Origin of the sequence: Deminuibacter soli, from assembly GCF_003412455.1 — a bacterium.
Taxonomy (GTDB): Bacteria; Bacteroidota; Bacteroidia; order Chitinophagales; family Chitinophagaceae; genus Deminuibacter; species Deminuibacter soli.
In genome coordinates, this window is record NZ_QTJU01000003.1 from 311,789 (window position 1) to 326,180 (window position 14,392).

At 48.2% G+C, this 14,392-nt stretch carries 9 protein-coding genes; 4 read left to right on the plus strand and 5 right to left on the minus strand.

Features of this window, described 5'->3' with window-relative positions; translation table 11 throughout:
- Positions 1–27 precede the first annotated feature (27 nt).
- Together DXN05_RS11675 and DXN05_RS11680 are read right to left on the minus strand one after the other, a co-directional pair.
- The gene (locus tag DXN05_RS11675) at positions 28–1,335 is read right to left on the minus strand and encodes a hypothetical protein (protein WP_116847422.1); all 1,308 of its coding nucleotides are present in this window, start codon (positions 1,333–1,335) and stop codon (positions 28–30) included.
- 158 nt (positions 1,336–1,493) lie between these two features.
- A complete protein-coding gene (locus DXN05_RS11680) occupies positions 1,494–2,801 on the minus strand; it encodes a hypothetical protein (RefSeq protein WP_147313899.1) in 1,308 nt (435 codons plus the stop codon).
- A 256-nt stretch (positions 2,802–3,057) separates the two neighbouring features.
- Between DXN05_RS11680 and DXN05_RS11685 the strand changes: the two genes are divergently transcribed.
- The gene (locus tag DXN05_RS11685; protein WP_116847424.1) at positions 3,058–5,547 is read left to right on the plus strand and encodes a phosphocholine-specific phospholipase C; all 2,490 of its coding nucleotides are present in this window, start codon (positions 3,058–3,060) and stop codon (positions 5,545–5,547) included.
- 80 nt (positions 5,548–5,627) lie between these two features.
- Here the strand turns inward: DXN05_RS11685 and DXN05_RS11690 are convergent, their stop codons facing one another.
- Positions 5,628–7,877, minus strand: coding sequence for an ABC transporter permease (locus tag DXN05_RS11690; protein ID WP_394337520.1), 2,250 nt, complete (start codon positions 7,875–7,877; stop codon positions 5,628–5,630).
- Positions 7,878–8,158: 281 nt separating this feature from the next.
- Here DXN05_RS11690 and DXN05_RS11695 point away from each other — a divergent pair, with 281 nt between their 5' ends.
- The gene (locus DXN05_RS11695; protein WP_116847426.1) at positions 8,159–8,362 is read left to right on the plus strand and encodes a hypothetical protein; all 204 of its coding nucleotides are present in this window, start codon (positions 8,159–8,161) and stop codon (positions 8,360–8,362) included.
- A gap of 63 nt (positions 8,363–8,425) precedes the next feature.
- Here DXN05_RS11695 and DXN05_RS11700 read toward each other — a convergent pair whose 3' ends face one another.
- A complete protein-coding gene (locus tag DXN05_RS11700) occupies positions 8,426–11,140 on the minus strand; it encodes a glycoside hydrolase family 2 TIM barrel-domain containing protein (RefSeq protein ID WP_211330028.1) in 2,715 nt (904 codons plus the stop codon).
- 226 nt (positions 11,141–11,366) lie between these two features.
- On the opposite strand from DXN05_RS11700, the gene DXN05_RS11705 reads away from it, so the two are divergent.
- Complete coding sequence (locus DXN05_RS11705) at positions 11,367–12,332, plus strand: c-type cytochrome (RefSeq protein WP_116847427.1); 966 nt, start codon at positions 11,367–11,369, stop codon at positions 12,330–12,332.
- 247 nt (positions 12,333–12,579) lie between these two features.
- Positions 12,580–12,891 carry a hypothetical protein gene (locus tag DXN05_RS11715; protein ID WP_116847429.1) on the plus strand — a complete coding sequence of 104 codons (312 nt, stop codon included), beginning with the start codon at positions 12,580–12,582 and terminating at the stop codon, positions 12,889–12,891.
- 83 nt (positions 12,892–12,974) lie between these two features.
- Here DXN05_RS11715 and DXN05_RS11720 read toward each other — a convergent pair whose 3' ends face one another.
- Complete coding sequence (locus tag DXN05_RS11720) at positions 12,975–14,180, minus strand: hypothetical protein (RefSeq protein WP_116847430.1); 1,206 nt, start codon at positions 14,178–14,180, stop codon at positions 12,975–12,977.
- Between the last annotated feature and the right edge of the window lie 212 nt (positions 14,181–14,392).

Below are 14,392 nucleotides of genomic sequence, written 5' to 3' on the forward strand. Positions count from 1 at the left end.
CTGTTTTAACAATAAAAGGCGCTACAGTTATTTTACAAAACTCACCTGTATGGTTGTTTGGGTGCGCGCTGCAAGCAGGTCGTCTGAATTCATCCAGAATAGCATGCTGTAGGTGCCTGCAGGAAAGCTGTTTGCAGGAACAGTTACCTGTGGATTACCCTGCGCATTGAAGGTTGCATTCAGGTACAGCGGCCTTACATCAGGGTCGTTGAGCGAACTCGGGAATATCTCTACATGCCCTGTTTTAGTACAAGACCCACCATATTGGCTTACGCCAAGATCGCTGCCACGCAATTCTATCACCTGGTCCTGGCTTGCACTGTAGCTGGCCTTGTCAAGCGACTGAATGGCTGGATAACGCGCGTTCTGGAAAGTGGTATTGATGGTTGCATCTTTCTTGCCTGCAGTACTTACAATAACAGGGTAAGTTCCACCGCCAAAGCCATCGGGCACGCGGGCCGTGATGCGAACATGTGATGGCTCGCTGGGATTGTAACCAAAGCTGGAAATGGACAGCTTAGATTCCATTCCACCCCCCATGTCTATGTTGATGGTTATATTATCCTGGATCGTACTGCAATGGTAGCAATCCAGTCCTATCTCCCCGCCTGCAAAAGGGTTGCATGCAGACAAAGAGGTCACTGTTGGATTGGGTTCCGCTACTGTAAACACAGTTGTCTCAGCAGTTTGTCCCCATGCCTTGCAGCGTATTTTATACTTGCCGGAAGCCTGTGTTTCAGGAATGGTTATCCATACAGAATCTGCACCATACTTTGTAATGGTTAATGATGTAGCAGCTGCATTATCCTGGTTAACGAGGGAAATAACAGTGCTGTCTGCCCGCTTACCAATGTATTTACCTGTAAGCAGATAGGTTTGCCCGGTTACAAGGGTGTCTTTTATTTTATCCAGGGTTACTGTGGGTGCTGTAACGGAATAAGCAGAATCAAATATTTTGCTGGTTACTGTTGTGCCCATGTTGAACAACACAACGCCATACTTACCCACTTTCACCAGCGAATCGGGGAAGGTGGCCGTTACCTTATCATTTACCACAGCCAGGTTGCCCTTGATGGTGTCTTTTTTATCACTTACCAGTACGAGCTTCCATTTATCCAGAGCAATGGATTGACCGGCTTTTTTGTTATCAACCAGCGTGATGGTATGTGCATCGGACAGGCTTGCCGTATGTGGTGCAAAATCACTGGCAACATAGGGTGAATCAGTTGGCGTAGTTACAGGCGGAGGTGTTACAGGCACAGGCGAATCTTTCTTACTGCACGCAACAACGTAAGCGATCAATACTGCCACCGGCAGCACATAACGATACTTCATAAGCAATCTGTTTAAGGGTTTAGTGGCGGCAAGATAACGTTGCACTACCATTCAAATAATACCCGGAAACCGGTAATTTTAAAACCACGGCAGGCAACGCCCATAAAAAAAGCAGGAGCCGTTTGTGCCGGCTCCTGCTTTATCTGCACCTGTTGTGCTTACTGAAAACTTACCAGCGATGAAGGAATATTGGTAAAGTTATACGTATCGTTATTGTAATTAAATGAAACGACGATAGTGCAATATTTGTCTGCCGCTTTAATTGAATTGGCAGGTATGGTAAGTACAAGGTGTCCCTTTTCGTTAAAGGTAAAATTCTTTGTTTTGAAGAGCAGCCCTGTTTGGCCTGTAACATACACGCTTTCGGTAATATCACACTTTGCATCGATTTTGCTGGCATCAAGATTAACACCTGTTATCTCCAATACTTCATCCTGTGCCATATTGAAGGAGGTTTTATTCAACGCGGTAATAACAGGCGCCGGCCCTGTGAGTACATGAAACTGTGTGGCAGCATCGGGCATACCGGTGGTTTTCACTACCAGCTTATGATCGCCGGGCTGCATATTCTCTGGTACCCGCACGATGATTGCCACCATGCCGCTTTCGTATTTTGCAATGCTGCCGATCGCAATGGGCTGTAACGAGCCATCCCCGGGGTCCATAAACACGCTCACACTGTCTTTACCTGCACTGCCGTTATAACAGGAAATATACAAATCCGTACCGGCAAAACTCCCGCATCCGGAAGCCGTGATAGAGGGTGGTACAGGTTTGAAATAAACGGTGTTTGATTCAACGGTTTGCCCCCAGGAAGTATACCTGATTTTATATTTACCTGCCGGGGTACTGCCGAACAACGCCAGCGAATCTGAATCAGGCCCCCTGCTTATTGAAGCAATGCGTTCTTCCACCATCGTCGTTTGGTTAATGGCAACAGCGCTAACGCTGTCTCCATTGCTGCCGATGCCTTTTCCGGTAACACGAAAAAACTTGCCGATCTGCAATGTATCCGGCAGCGGATTAAGCGAGACAACGGGCGGTTTAATGGTTAGCAGCGAATCGAATACTTTGGTATATGATACGGTGCTGGCGACAGTAAGTATAACTTTATACCTGACGGGCTGCCTGTTAGCAATAGTGATGATGCTGGTAAGTGTATCCCCGTTAAAGCGACAGCTATAACTAAGCGTGTCAGTTGAATTTTCTTTTACCAGGCGCACTCTCCATTGATCGGTGTTGTTAACTGCCGATACCTTTTTTTTACCGATGAATTTCAGTGTGGGATTATTATCAGCGATGTGCGGTGTAAAATCTGTAACAACATAAGGACTGTCCAAAACAGGTTTGCTGGTATCTCCTCCTGTAGGTGGTGGTATAACAGGTGCAGGGGAATCTTTTTTACTACAGGCAATAACATATGCCATTGTAACTATTGCAGCAGGCAACAGAAATCGGTACCTCATGGAATCTTGTTTAGGGTTAAAATTTGATAGAAAGGTAGGTAGTATTGCGAATATTACATTACCTGAATACAGGTAATTGTTTTACCATATCTCACAGCCCAGCGCCAAATAACCGTAAACAGCAAACGTTAAACCTCAAATAATCTTATTCAAACAACCGTTTGCGCTGACTGAATTAATCAAAATACAATATTGAACCGGTCTGACCTTGTGCTTTTGTTTTATTTTCGGTTCACAATAAAAAGTTATTGCTTACATGGAAAGCCGGAGAGATTTTATCAAGAAAGCCGCCCTGTTATCTGGTGGTGCAGGCATGGCGGGCATGCTGCCGCAAAGTATTCAGAAAGCGCTGGCCATTAACCCGGCGCAGGGCAGCACTTACCATGATGCAGAACACGTGGTATTGCTGATGCAGGAGAACCGTTCGTTTGATCATTGTTTCGGCACACTGCGCGGTGTGCGCGGTTTTAATGACCCGCGTGCTATTGTGCAGCCCAACCAGTTACCTGTATGGCTGCAAAGCAATAAAGAAGGCGAAACCTATGCGCCCTTCCGGCTCAACATCAAAGATTCCAAAGCTACCTGGATGAACTCACTCCCGCACTCGTGGGAAAACCAGGTAGACGCTTACAACAACGGCAAACACAACCGCTGGCTCGATGTAAAGAAATCGGGCAACAAAGCATACGCACACATGCCGCTTACCCTGGGTTATTACACCCGGGAAGACATCCCGTTTTACTATGCACTGGCCGATGCTTTTACCGTGTGTGACCAGCATTTCTGCTCATCGCTCACCGGCACCACACCCAACCGTTTGTATTTCTGGACAGGCACCATCCGCTCTGCGCAGGAAGACGGTTTCCGTGCACATGTGCGCAATGAAGAAGTAGATTACGGTGTGCCCGTACACTGGAAAACCTACCCCGAACGCCTGGAAGAAAACGGCATATCCTGGAAAGTATACCAGAATGAAATAAGCATTGATACCGGCTTCCAGGGTGAAGAAGATGCCTGGCTCAGCAGCTTTACCGATAACCCGCTGGAGTGGTTTTCGCAATACCATATCGGCTTTGCAGCACAGTACCGCAAACACCTTGCAGCCAGTGAAGCAGCATTGACAGATGAGATCAGCACGCTGGAAAAAGATGCCGCTGCACAAAACAACAAAACCCTGCAGGATAAAAAAGCAAAACTGAAAGAAGTACAGGCACAGATGCAGCGATGGCATGCCACGGCCTATGACCAGCTTTCGCAACTGGAGCAAAACCTGCACAGCAAGGCATTTACCAACAACAGCGCAGACCCGCATTACCGCGAACTGACTACCCTGCAGTACCAGGACGGCGATACCGCACGCAATATGCAGGCCCCGAAAGGTGATGTATTACACCAGTTCAGGCAGGATGTGCAGAATGGTCAGCTGCCTGCCGTATCGTGGCTGGTGGCGCCTGAAAACTTCTCTGACCATCCCGGCGCGCCCTGGTATGGTGCATGGTATGTATCGGAAGTACTGGATATACTTACACAAAACCCCGAGGTATGGAAAAAGACCATCTTCATTTTAACGTATGATGAAAACGATGGCTGTTTTGATCATATACCGCCGTTCACGGCACCACACCCGCAGGATAAGGAAACAGGTACTGTTGCAGATGGCATTGACACTGCCAGCGAATTTGTAACCATGCAGCAGGAGCTGAAACACCATCCCCGGCAGCATTGCAGGGAAAGCCCTATCGGGCTTGGTTACCGGGTTCCCATGATCATTGCATCGCCCTGGAGCCGCGGCGGCTGGGTAAACTCGCAGGTGTTTGATCATACTTCGTGTTTGCAATTCCTGGAAGATTTTACGGCACGCAAGGGCAAACAGGTAAAGGAAACCAATATCAGCAGCTGGCGCCGTGCCGTGTGCGGTGATCTTACTTCGGCATTCAGGCCCTACAACGGCGAGAACATTACCCTGCCATCTTTTCTTGAAAAAGATACGGTACTGGAGAATATTCACAAGGCGCAGTTTAAACAGGTGCCCACAGGTTACCAGTTATTGTCTGCCGGTGATATTGCCGGCGGCAAGGCAGCTATGCCCAAACAAGAGCCGGGTACACGCCCCTCCTGCGCGCTGCCGTATGAGCTATATGCCAATGGCGGCACGGCCCATGCAAGCTTTCATGTAAAGATGGAAGCAGGCACACAGCTGTTCGGCAACCGCTCGGCAGGCGCAGCCTTTGCCGTGTATGCACCGGGCAAGCACCGGAAGGCCGGCAGCAGCAATGAATGGGAAACAGCACGTAACTGGCATTTCGCCGCAACCCCGGGCAGCAGCGTTACCGGGACATGGAATATGGCTGATTTTGAAAACGGCCATTACCACCTGCGCGTGTACGGCCCAAATGGTTTTTACCGTGAATTTAAAGGCAGTGAAAAAGATCCGGCAGTTGCTATTGCATGTATTTACACCACTGCTAAAAACAAAAGCAGTCTTACCCTGCAGCTCACCAACCACCAGCAGCAACCTGTTACCCTGCACCTGAAACACCATGCCTATGGTTTGGCCGGTCAAAACATTACCCTGGCAGCAGCAGGCCAGCGAACCAGTACCATACTATTGCCGTTGGATGTAAGCAACAGCGCCAACTGGTACGATTTCAGCATAACAGCAAGTGATAACACTACGTACGAGCAGCGTTTTGCAGGCCGTGCAGAAACAGGTGAAGCCACCACCAGCGATCCTGCCATGGCTTAAGCAGCAGTACTTCATGCCTATACATAAAAAAAGTTCACGGCCTGTGCCGTGAACTTTTTGCGTTATAGAAACATCGATCCCTATTCGGTTCGTAAGTTTTTAATGGGATTGGTCAGCGCAGCCTTTACAGCCTGGAAGCTAACCGTAGCAAGGGCTACAAAGCACGACACCACACCAGCCAATGCAAACACCCACCAGCTGATGCCGATACGGTAAGCATATTGCTGCAGCCAGTTATGCATGGCCCACCAGGCGATGGGGAATGCAATGAGCGCGGACAAAGCCACCAACTGTAAAAATTCGGCAGACAATAATGCGGTAATACCGGTAACTGAGGCGCCCAGCACCTTGCGTACACCAATTTCCCTGATACGGCGTTCTGCTGTAAACGCAGCCAGGCCCAGCAATCCGAGGCAGGAGATAAAAATGGCCAGCGCAGCAAATATGCGCGACAGGTGGCCTATCAGGTTTTCGCCTACAAAAAACTCATTGTAATAGTCATCCAGGAAGCGGTAATCAAACGGGTAAGCCGGGTTATCTTTCTGCAACACGTCTTTTACTTTAGCAATTACATCAGCTATTGATGTATTGGCTTTGGGATGAACGTACAATTTGTTGCATGCTTCGGGATAGCAGAAAAACATGAGCGGACCAGGCTGCCCGTATACATCACCGTACACAAAGTTTTTCACTACACCTACTACCGTATACACACTGTTGTCTGTACGTATAATTTGCCCGATAGGCCTTTTAGTGCCGATGGCAGCAATCATGGCTTCATTCACAATCACATTGGCTGTATCTGCAACGGTATTGGCCTGGAAATCACGGCCGGCCTGCAGCTTCATAGACATGGTGTTGAAAAAACCGGGGGATACATTCCGGGTTGATACCAATACAGACTGCGTAGGGTCTTTACCATCCCAGGTATAACCGGAGCCATTGTTGCCACCGTATACAATTTCATAATCGCACAAAGCAGCGTCACGTACCACACCTGTGGCCAGCAAATCCTGTTTAATGCGGGTAAAGCTCTTGTACATATCCTTGTCAATCGACACCATGAGCATGTTGTTTTTATCCATGCCCATATCCCTGTTTTTGATATGCTGCACCTGCTGGAAGATAATGATGGTGCAAATAATAAGCATGATAGATACAGAGAATTGCATTACCACCAATACCCTGCGTACCACCGTGGCTGCACTGCCTTTCATTTTTAAGCCCTTGAATACATAAATAGGGTTAAACGATGAGAGATACAGGGCCGGGTAACTGCCTGCCACCAAACCACACACCAGGCCAATAGCCAGCAGAGCACCGCTGTGCAGCGGGTTGCCCAGCTGCAGGTGCAAATCTTTCTGCACCAGCGTTTCAAAGGCGGGCAGTACCAATGCCACCACAATTACAGCGAGTATCAGCGCCAGGTACGACATCAGCAGCGCTTCTGCAATAAACTGGCCGATCAATGTTTTGCGGGCTGCACCCAATACCTTGCGCACGCCTACTTCTTTCGCCCTTTTCTGGCTGCGCGCTGTAGCCAGGTTCATAAAGTTGATACAGGCTATCAGCAAAATAATCCAGGCAATGGTGGTGAACATGCGCACGTACTGTATCAAGCCGCCGCTTTGTTTGCCGTCTTCAAAATGAAAACGCATATGCAGATCGCCGAGGCTGAATAAAAATATATGCGCGGCAGCCTTTTCCTCTTTCTGTTGTATAAAATTGTAGATGCTTTTATTCACTGCTGCGACATCTGTACCTGGCCGCAGTTCCACATAGGTATCGAGGCCATTGGCACCCCAGCTTGCAAGCCACTTGTTATCGGTAAAATACCTGTCGTAATTGCCTATCCATTCAAACTGAAGGGTACCATTGGGGGAGAGATCTTTTATTACGCCGGTTACCACATAATCCTGCCCATCATCGCAGGGCAGGGTTTTACCCACTACATTGGTGGTATTGCCAAACATTTTTTTGGCAGCAGATTCCGTCAGCACCAGCGCATTTACCTGTTGCAAGGCAGTAGCTGCATTGCCCTGCACAAACGGCAGGGTAAACATGCTGAACACCGGCTTGTCGGCATACACTCCTTTTGCGAGTACGGCTGCAGGCCCTTTACCAAATTTCTTCAACTGGTGATTGCTGAAATGGCAGGCATTCACCACTTCGGGCCTTTCCTTGATAAGTGCTTCTGTCAAAGGGCCGGGAGATGAAGAATACATGCCCGTTTTACCGCTGTAGGTTTGCCATTCCAGTATGCGGTACAGGTTGTCTTTCTTTGCATGCTGGCTGTCGAAACTGTATTCACTTTCAACCCATAAAAAAATAAGCGCCGCACAGGCAACGCCAATAGCCAAACCGGATATGTTCAGCAGACTGTAACCCTTGCTGTTCCACAAATTGCGGAAAGCGGTTTTAATGTAGTTTTTAATCATGGTTGCGGGAAGTTATGGTACCGGCTGAATGATTCATAAGCCATGCCATTACAGCAAACAGCTAATTATCAATGGCTTAAGGCAAGTCATTTTCCATAACTGTATCGTAAACGCACACCGGGTGTAATGCTTTGCAACAGTACTGTATACAAGCTCACCCCAAACATGTTATTATGACTGCCCAAACACTGCTTCAAAGTTTTCTGCTATTGCATATTGTTGGTTTTATACTCATGGCCGGTACAGTTACAGCAGACTTTGCCCTGCACCGCCGCATGAATAAATACCTGTCGCTTAAAAACAACATGAGCCGGATACATGTGATCCAGCCCGTGTTGTTTATGCTCATTTTTATACTGAGCGTATTCCGGTTTTAACCGTACTTGTTTTCTTATTGTTCTAAGCAGTGGCGGCCGGTGTTTACCCGCTGCCTTTTGCTGTTACAGTTTTACGATATCTACCGCGTTTAAAATAGATTCTCCCTTCACCGGTAAAAAGTTGATCACGATGCCTTTTCCATCATATACTTCCAGGCGCACGGTGGTGGTGAAGGGTTGCAGCGATTGCAGCATGTTGGCATTGCTTAAGCCCTGCAATGCCTGCACATCGTTTACCCATACGTTAAACTGGCGGCCGGGCACCACTTCTTTGCCTTTTGCACCTTTGTCGTTGCCCAGGTTATAGGCCAGTGTTTCCTGTTCTTTGTTAGACAGCAGTTCGCAGAAATGCAGGGTAACCGTGTATACGCCATCGGGTACATCGGCGCGGAAATAATCCAGCCCTGTACGTTGTGTCTGGTACAGCGGGTCGAGCGTAGTGCCGTTGATATTGCGGTTGGTGCCGTAAGGTATGGCACTGCCCTTGCCCAATGAAAATACTTTGCCGCCGGTATAACCCCATGCCCCCGCTTTGTACGCACGTTCGGGCAGCCAGGTTGTGCCGGTAAGCTCATCGGTAAAATAACGTTTGTCGCCTAGGCTTACATGCAGTTCGGTAAAAGGCAGGGCCGTGCTTTTCAAATCTGCAGGCACCAGTGTAAAGTTGATGTTTGCCACGCTGTGCACTGTTGTATCATGATGACCGGGCGCAATGGCTTCCACTTCATTGATACCATTCACAAAGGGTACATCTACTTTGGCCACACCATTTTCAGCAGCTACGGTATCGAGCGTAACACCATTGTGCTTTACAATGATCTCAGGCTGGTTGGTATATATTTCCAGCGGCTGCACACAATACAAAGCGGAATCGCCCACTGCCACACCTGCCCTGTTTTTCCAGTATTGTGAACCGATGGCTACGTATGGATATTTCACCAGTTGCGACTGGTAGTAATAGTAATTGTCTTTCGGTATCCTGTCTGCCGTCATCAGGCCCTTGGTATTGATATGCGGCGTGGCTTCTGCCCTGCCTTCGGAATTAAACTCTGCCAGGTTCCAGATAAATGCACCTGCCACAAAATCGCGCTCCTGTATGGCAGGCAGGTAATTCTGGTGGTAACGGTTGGCATATTCGGCCGTTTTATCAAACCGCTCCGGTGAAAAATTATGCAGACGGCTGTCTGCATCTGCACCAAACTCAGTAACGAGTACCGGCTTGTTCGGCAAAATGCGGTGATGCATGTCGAGGAACTTGCCAAAATCAGCAAACTCGCCGCCATACCAGCCCTGGTACAGGTTCCAGCCTACGAGCTGCGGAACGGATGTAAGGTGCGCAACGTTGTGGTAAGTATTAAAATCACCATGACAGGGTATCATGGTATACCTGCTTGAATCTTCCAGGCGGGTAAGTGAATCAAGGTCTTTTGCCAGCTGGTATACATGATCGTAATAGGCTGCCCTTTCGGCGCTGGCTGCTTCATAACGCGGCTGCAGCAGCACTTCGTTCATGTAGGCCCATATAATAACGGAAGGGTGATTGATGTTCTGGCGGATCATTTCCGTTTGCATGTTTTTACAATTCTGTGCAAACGCGGCTGATTCGGTAATACGGTTTACGATGGGCGTTTCAACCGAAGCCAGTATGCCCAGCCTGTCACAGGCTTCCAGCACAGCAGGATCCTGCGGGTAATGCGCAATACGCACAAAATTGCAGCCCATTGCCTTCAGCAGTTCCATGTCTTTCACATGCAGCACATCGGGCACTGCATTGCCGAGCCCCTTGTAATCCTGGTGCCTGTTTACACCTATGAGTTTGGTATGCTCACCATTCAGGTAAAAACCATCGTTTGCATCGAACCTGAACCAGCGAAAACCCAGCGGCTGGTTTACCTGGTCAATTACGCGGGTGCCGTCTTCTATTACCGTTGTCAGCACGCGGTACAGGTAAGGGTTGTCAAGCGTCCACAAATGCGGTGAGCTGATGGTTTCAAAGGTATGTGTAAAGCTGGTATTGCCAGGCAGGGCCTGTATGGCTGTAAGCCGCCTGTCGATCAGTGTGCCTGCTGCATCTACAATCGTTGTTAATACGGAGATATTTTTAGGCACATAACCGGGGTTGGTTACTGCACCTTTTACCACTACACTCGCCTTGGAGGCTGATACAAACGGCGTGCTTACCACAACGCCCGGACCACCGCGGTCGTCCATGTTCACGTGTATGGAATCAGTCGCCACCAGGTATACATCGCGGTAAATACCGCCGTAAAAAGTGAAGTCTGCCCCCAATGGCGCAATATCTTCATTGTGACTGTTATCTACCCAAACAGAAATATCGTTGGCAGTAACTGCACTGTCGCCGAAAGAAAGGTATTGCTGGATAGGAAAAGCAAAACCGGTATAACCACCGATATGGGTGCCTGCCTTACGACCATTTACATATACTTCAGCTACCTGGCCTGCGCCTTCAAAGCTGATGTATACTGCTTTATTGTGCCAGGAGGAATTGACGTACACGCGTTTGGTATACCAGCCCGGACCACGGTAGTAGCCTGCCGAATCGTCTGCAACATCGTCTGTGTTCCAGGTATGCGGCAGGTTAACCTGTTCCCATTGCGTGGAGGCATCCCTGATTGCCGGGAAGCCCTGCAAATCGCCTTTGTGAAATTGCCAGCCGCTGTTAATAGACACTACCGCGCGTTGCTGTGCATACGCCCCGGCAGCTGCCATGCACAACAGCACCAAAATAATAAGCTTCTGAAAATGCTTTACCGCCATGCTGCAGATATTGATTATCAGCGAAGATAAAACAGAAGCATGAATCGGCAATCGTCAACCGTGAAGCGGAAATTGTGAGAACGAAGCGTCCCTTATTTGCACACTTTCAAATTTTCAAACTCCCCAATTGCCCTTGTGATTTTTCACAGGATACCCGGTGTTGAATCACCGTTGTGCGGCGGTGCATACACCTAATTTCGCAGCCGTATTTAATAATTCGATACTTATGAAGAAAGTGGCACTGGTATTCCTGGGCATTATTGTGCTCCTTACTGCAGGCATTGCCTATGTGGCTTTTGCGCTGCCCGATGTGGGTAAAGCACCCAATCTGACTGTTGATGTTACACCCGAAAAAATAAAACGCGGCGAATACCTCGCCAATCATGTAGCGGTGTGTATGGACTGCCATTCTACCCGCAACTGGCAGGCCTTTGCCGGTCCGCCGGTGCCAGGCACACTAGGCAAAGGCGGTGAACATTTTTCGAAAGACATGGGTTTCCCCGGCGATTTTTATGCACCGAATATAACACCAGCAGCATTGAAAGACTGGACTGACGGCGAGCTGTTTCGTGCCATTACCTGCGGGGTAAACAAAAACGGGAAGGCCATGTTCCCGTTAATGCCTTACCCGGCTTACGGAAAAATGGACAAGGAAGATGTATACGATATTATCGCTTACCTGCGCAGCATCCCTGCCATTGACAACCGCGTACCTGCTTCATCCCCTGCTTTCCCGGTAAGTTTTCTGCTGAACACGATGCCGGTAAAACAAACGCCTGCACAACGGCCTGCCATAACCAATACACTGGCCTATGGTGCTTACCTGGTAAACATGGCCGGCTGTATTGAATGCCACACGCCGGATAAACGCGGGCAGATTATTAAAGAGAAAGCCTTTAACGGCGGAAGGATATTTAAAATGCCGGGAGGCATATTACGCTCCCCCAACCTTACACCAGACACCGCCACCGGTATAGGCACATGGACGGCTGCTGCTTTTGTACAGCGTTTTAAAGCCTATGCCGGCGCCAATGCCATTCAACCGGTACAACAGCATAGCATGAACACACCTATGCCCTGGCTGATGTACGCAGATATGACCCATGATGATTTAACAGCCATTTACACCTACCTGCATAGCTTACCACCTGTGCATAACGCTGTAAACCGGTTTACTGCCAATCAACCGTAGCAATTGGCATACAACCCCAAACCCGGCCAACCTGTAAAACACCCCGCCTGCTGTACCTGCCATCTGTGTGTAAATGGCAGTGCAGCAGGTTTTTGCTGGTTATTATGAATCAATCCGTTAGACAGGCATAATTCGATTGCAGCAGCTCCCGGGGCGGGGCGCCGGATGGATTGCAATACAAAACTTAACATTGTATCTATACGTTTTAATATTAATTTTATGTTACTAAATAATTAACAGAAAACGTATGACCAATACTAAAGAACAAAAAACACCTGAAAAACACGGTTTTCGTACCACAATAGCAGAAAAGATTGATGCAGCGTTGGCAGAACTGAAAGCTGAGCTGGACAGCAGCAAATACGATAAAAGACTGAAGAAAGCCAGCAAGTTGCTGAGCGAAATACATATAAAAGCGGCCTCCAAACCGGCTAAAACAAAGATCCCTGTATTGAAAAAGGCAAAAGCAAAGAAGGTTACTGCTAAAAAAGCCAAGGACGCAGGTGCCAAAAAAGCAGGTGCGAAAAAGGCAAAACAGGAACCGGTACCTGCTCACTAAATACAGTTACAACAGCAATTACCATACATTATACAGGCAGAACGGCAGGTTTTTAAAACAGGCCGTTCTGCCTTTTTTGCTCCTTATTTCTTCAGCAGGGGTGCAATGATTGTATTGGGATAATAACGGTAAAAATGCTGGTTGCCATGATTACCGCCCGGCTTGTACAACACTACCCCTTTTGAAAAAATATAGGCCGGCATTCCATTAACCAGTAAAGCTGTTTCTTCTTCCCTGTCAGCCGCCTGCATGCGGGCTGCTTTCAATAATTTTACCACCGGCGCTATGTTGCGCCCGCCCGGCGCAGCCAGCTTACCGGTAAATTGGTCAGGCGAATACAGGGTATTGTGCTGTACATCATACGTAAACTCAATGGTCGTGTTGTCAGCATAGGCAATACCGTCTGCCTGCCCAAACAACAGCTGCAGCAACAGGTGTTTGCCATCGTTTAGTATTACGCCAACCTGTATATCGTTGTACAGCGCACTCTTGCGCGGACTTTCTGCTGCATCTACCAGGAACGCTGCGTCAATCACCTTGCTGCAGTAGGCCTTAAACCGGTCTATCGTATATTGTTTGTATGTTTTTACCGAAGCGGGTTTAGGATAACCTTTCAGCACAGCATTGGGATCACCTTCACTGCCAATGAGGTTATAGCCGCTCATCAGCAGTTTATTCAAAGCCCTGCCGGCAGCGTGTGCAGTATCGGCAAATAACAGGTCGCCGCTAACAGCAACAGGATACTTGTTGCTATTGCCGTGATACCTGAAATTAAGGTTGCGCATGCCAATACTGCCGTCACTGTAATCTTCCCTGAAACTGCAGGGTACCAGCTTTTGCAGTGAATCATCTATGGCATATCCCTTAAACAGGCCATCTGCCGTAATACCAAGCAATAGGCGGCCTATATGCAGGCGCGGTGCGTAAAACTGTGCCTCATCGTATTGAAACTGCAAGATATCTTTATCCAGTGTTACCGTAAACGCATCCAGACTTTGCAATGAATCAGAAAACGTATAAGCGGTAAGCGTGTTAGGCCAGGCATTCAGTTCAATGGTAAAAGGTGCATTACCAACCATACCACGCAGGTGCAGGTAGCCATTGAGAAAAATATGGGCAGAATCCGGTGTTACAAGCGCATGGTTGCGGTGCATCAGTTTAATCACCGTTTCGGTGGTAACAACTTTATTACTTTGGGCCTGCACACGTACTGGATGCACACAACAGGCAAACAATAACAAAACAATACATACAACGCGGAAAATAGTGCGGGAAGCCAGTGTAAGCATAGGTATCAATTGTAATTAAATGCATGCCAAAATACAGCTTTCAGCGCATTATTGCTTTATCAAAGGTGCAATAGTTCTGCACCCGGTATTACTTCCCGGTGAACTGTTTTTGCGTGCATAACAAAACAATAAAATACCATTGAACAGCCGGTTAGCAAAACTGTAGGGCACCATTGCCGCAAAGGTGTTCTGGAAAGCATAACAGTTTTTGC

Excerpts from the sequence above, each read along its gene's own strand:
- DXN05_RS11675 (WP_116847422.1), bottom strand. The coding sequence starts at position 1,335 with ATGAAGTATCGTTATGTGCTGCCGGTGGCAGTATTGATCGCTTACGTT.
- DXN05_RS11680 (WP_147313899.1), bottom strand. The coding sequence starts at position 2,801 with ATGAGGTACCGATTTCTGTTGCCTGCTGCAATAGTTACAATGGCATAT.
- DXN05_RS11685 (WP_116847424.1), top strand. The coding sequence starts at position 3,058 with ATGGAAAGCCGGAGAGATTTTATCAAGAAAGCCGCCCTGTTATCTGGT.
- DXN05_RS11695 (WP_116847426.1), top strand. The coding sequence starts at position 8,159 with ATGACTGCCCAAACACTGCTTCAAAGTTTTCTGCTATTGCATATTGTT.
- DXN05_RS11700 (WP_211330028.1), bottom strand. The coding sequence starts at position 11,140 with ATGGCGGTAAAGCATTTTCAGAAGCTTATTATTTTGGTGCTGTTGTGC.
- DXN05_RS11705 (WP_116847427.1), top strand. The coding sequence starts at position 11,367 with ATGAAGAAAGTGGCACTGGTATTCCTGGGCATTATTGTGCTCCTTACT.
- DXN05_RS11715 (WP_116847429.1), top strand. The coding sequence starts at position 12,580 with ATGACCAATACTAAAGAACAAAAAACACCTGAAAAACACGGTTTTCGT.
- DXN05_RS11720 (WP_116847430.1), bottom strand. The coding sequence starts at position 14,180 with ATGCTTACACTGGCTTCCCGCACTATTTTCCGCGTTGTATGTATTGTT.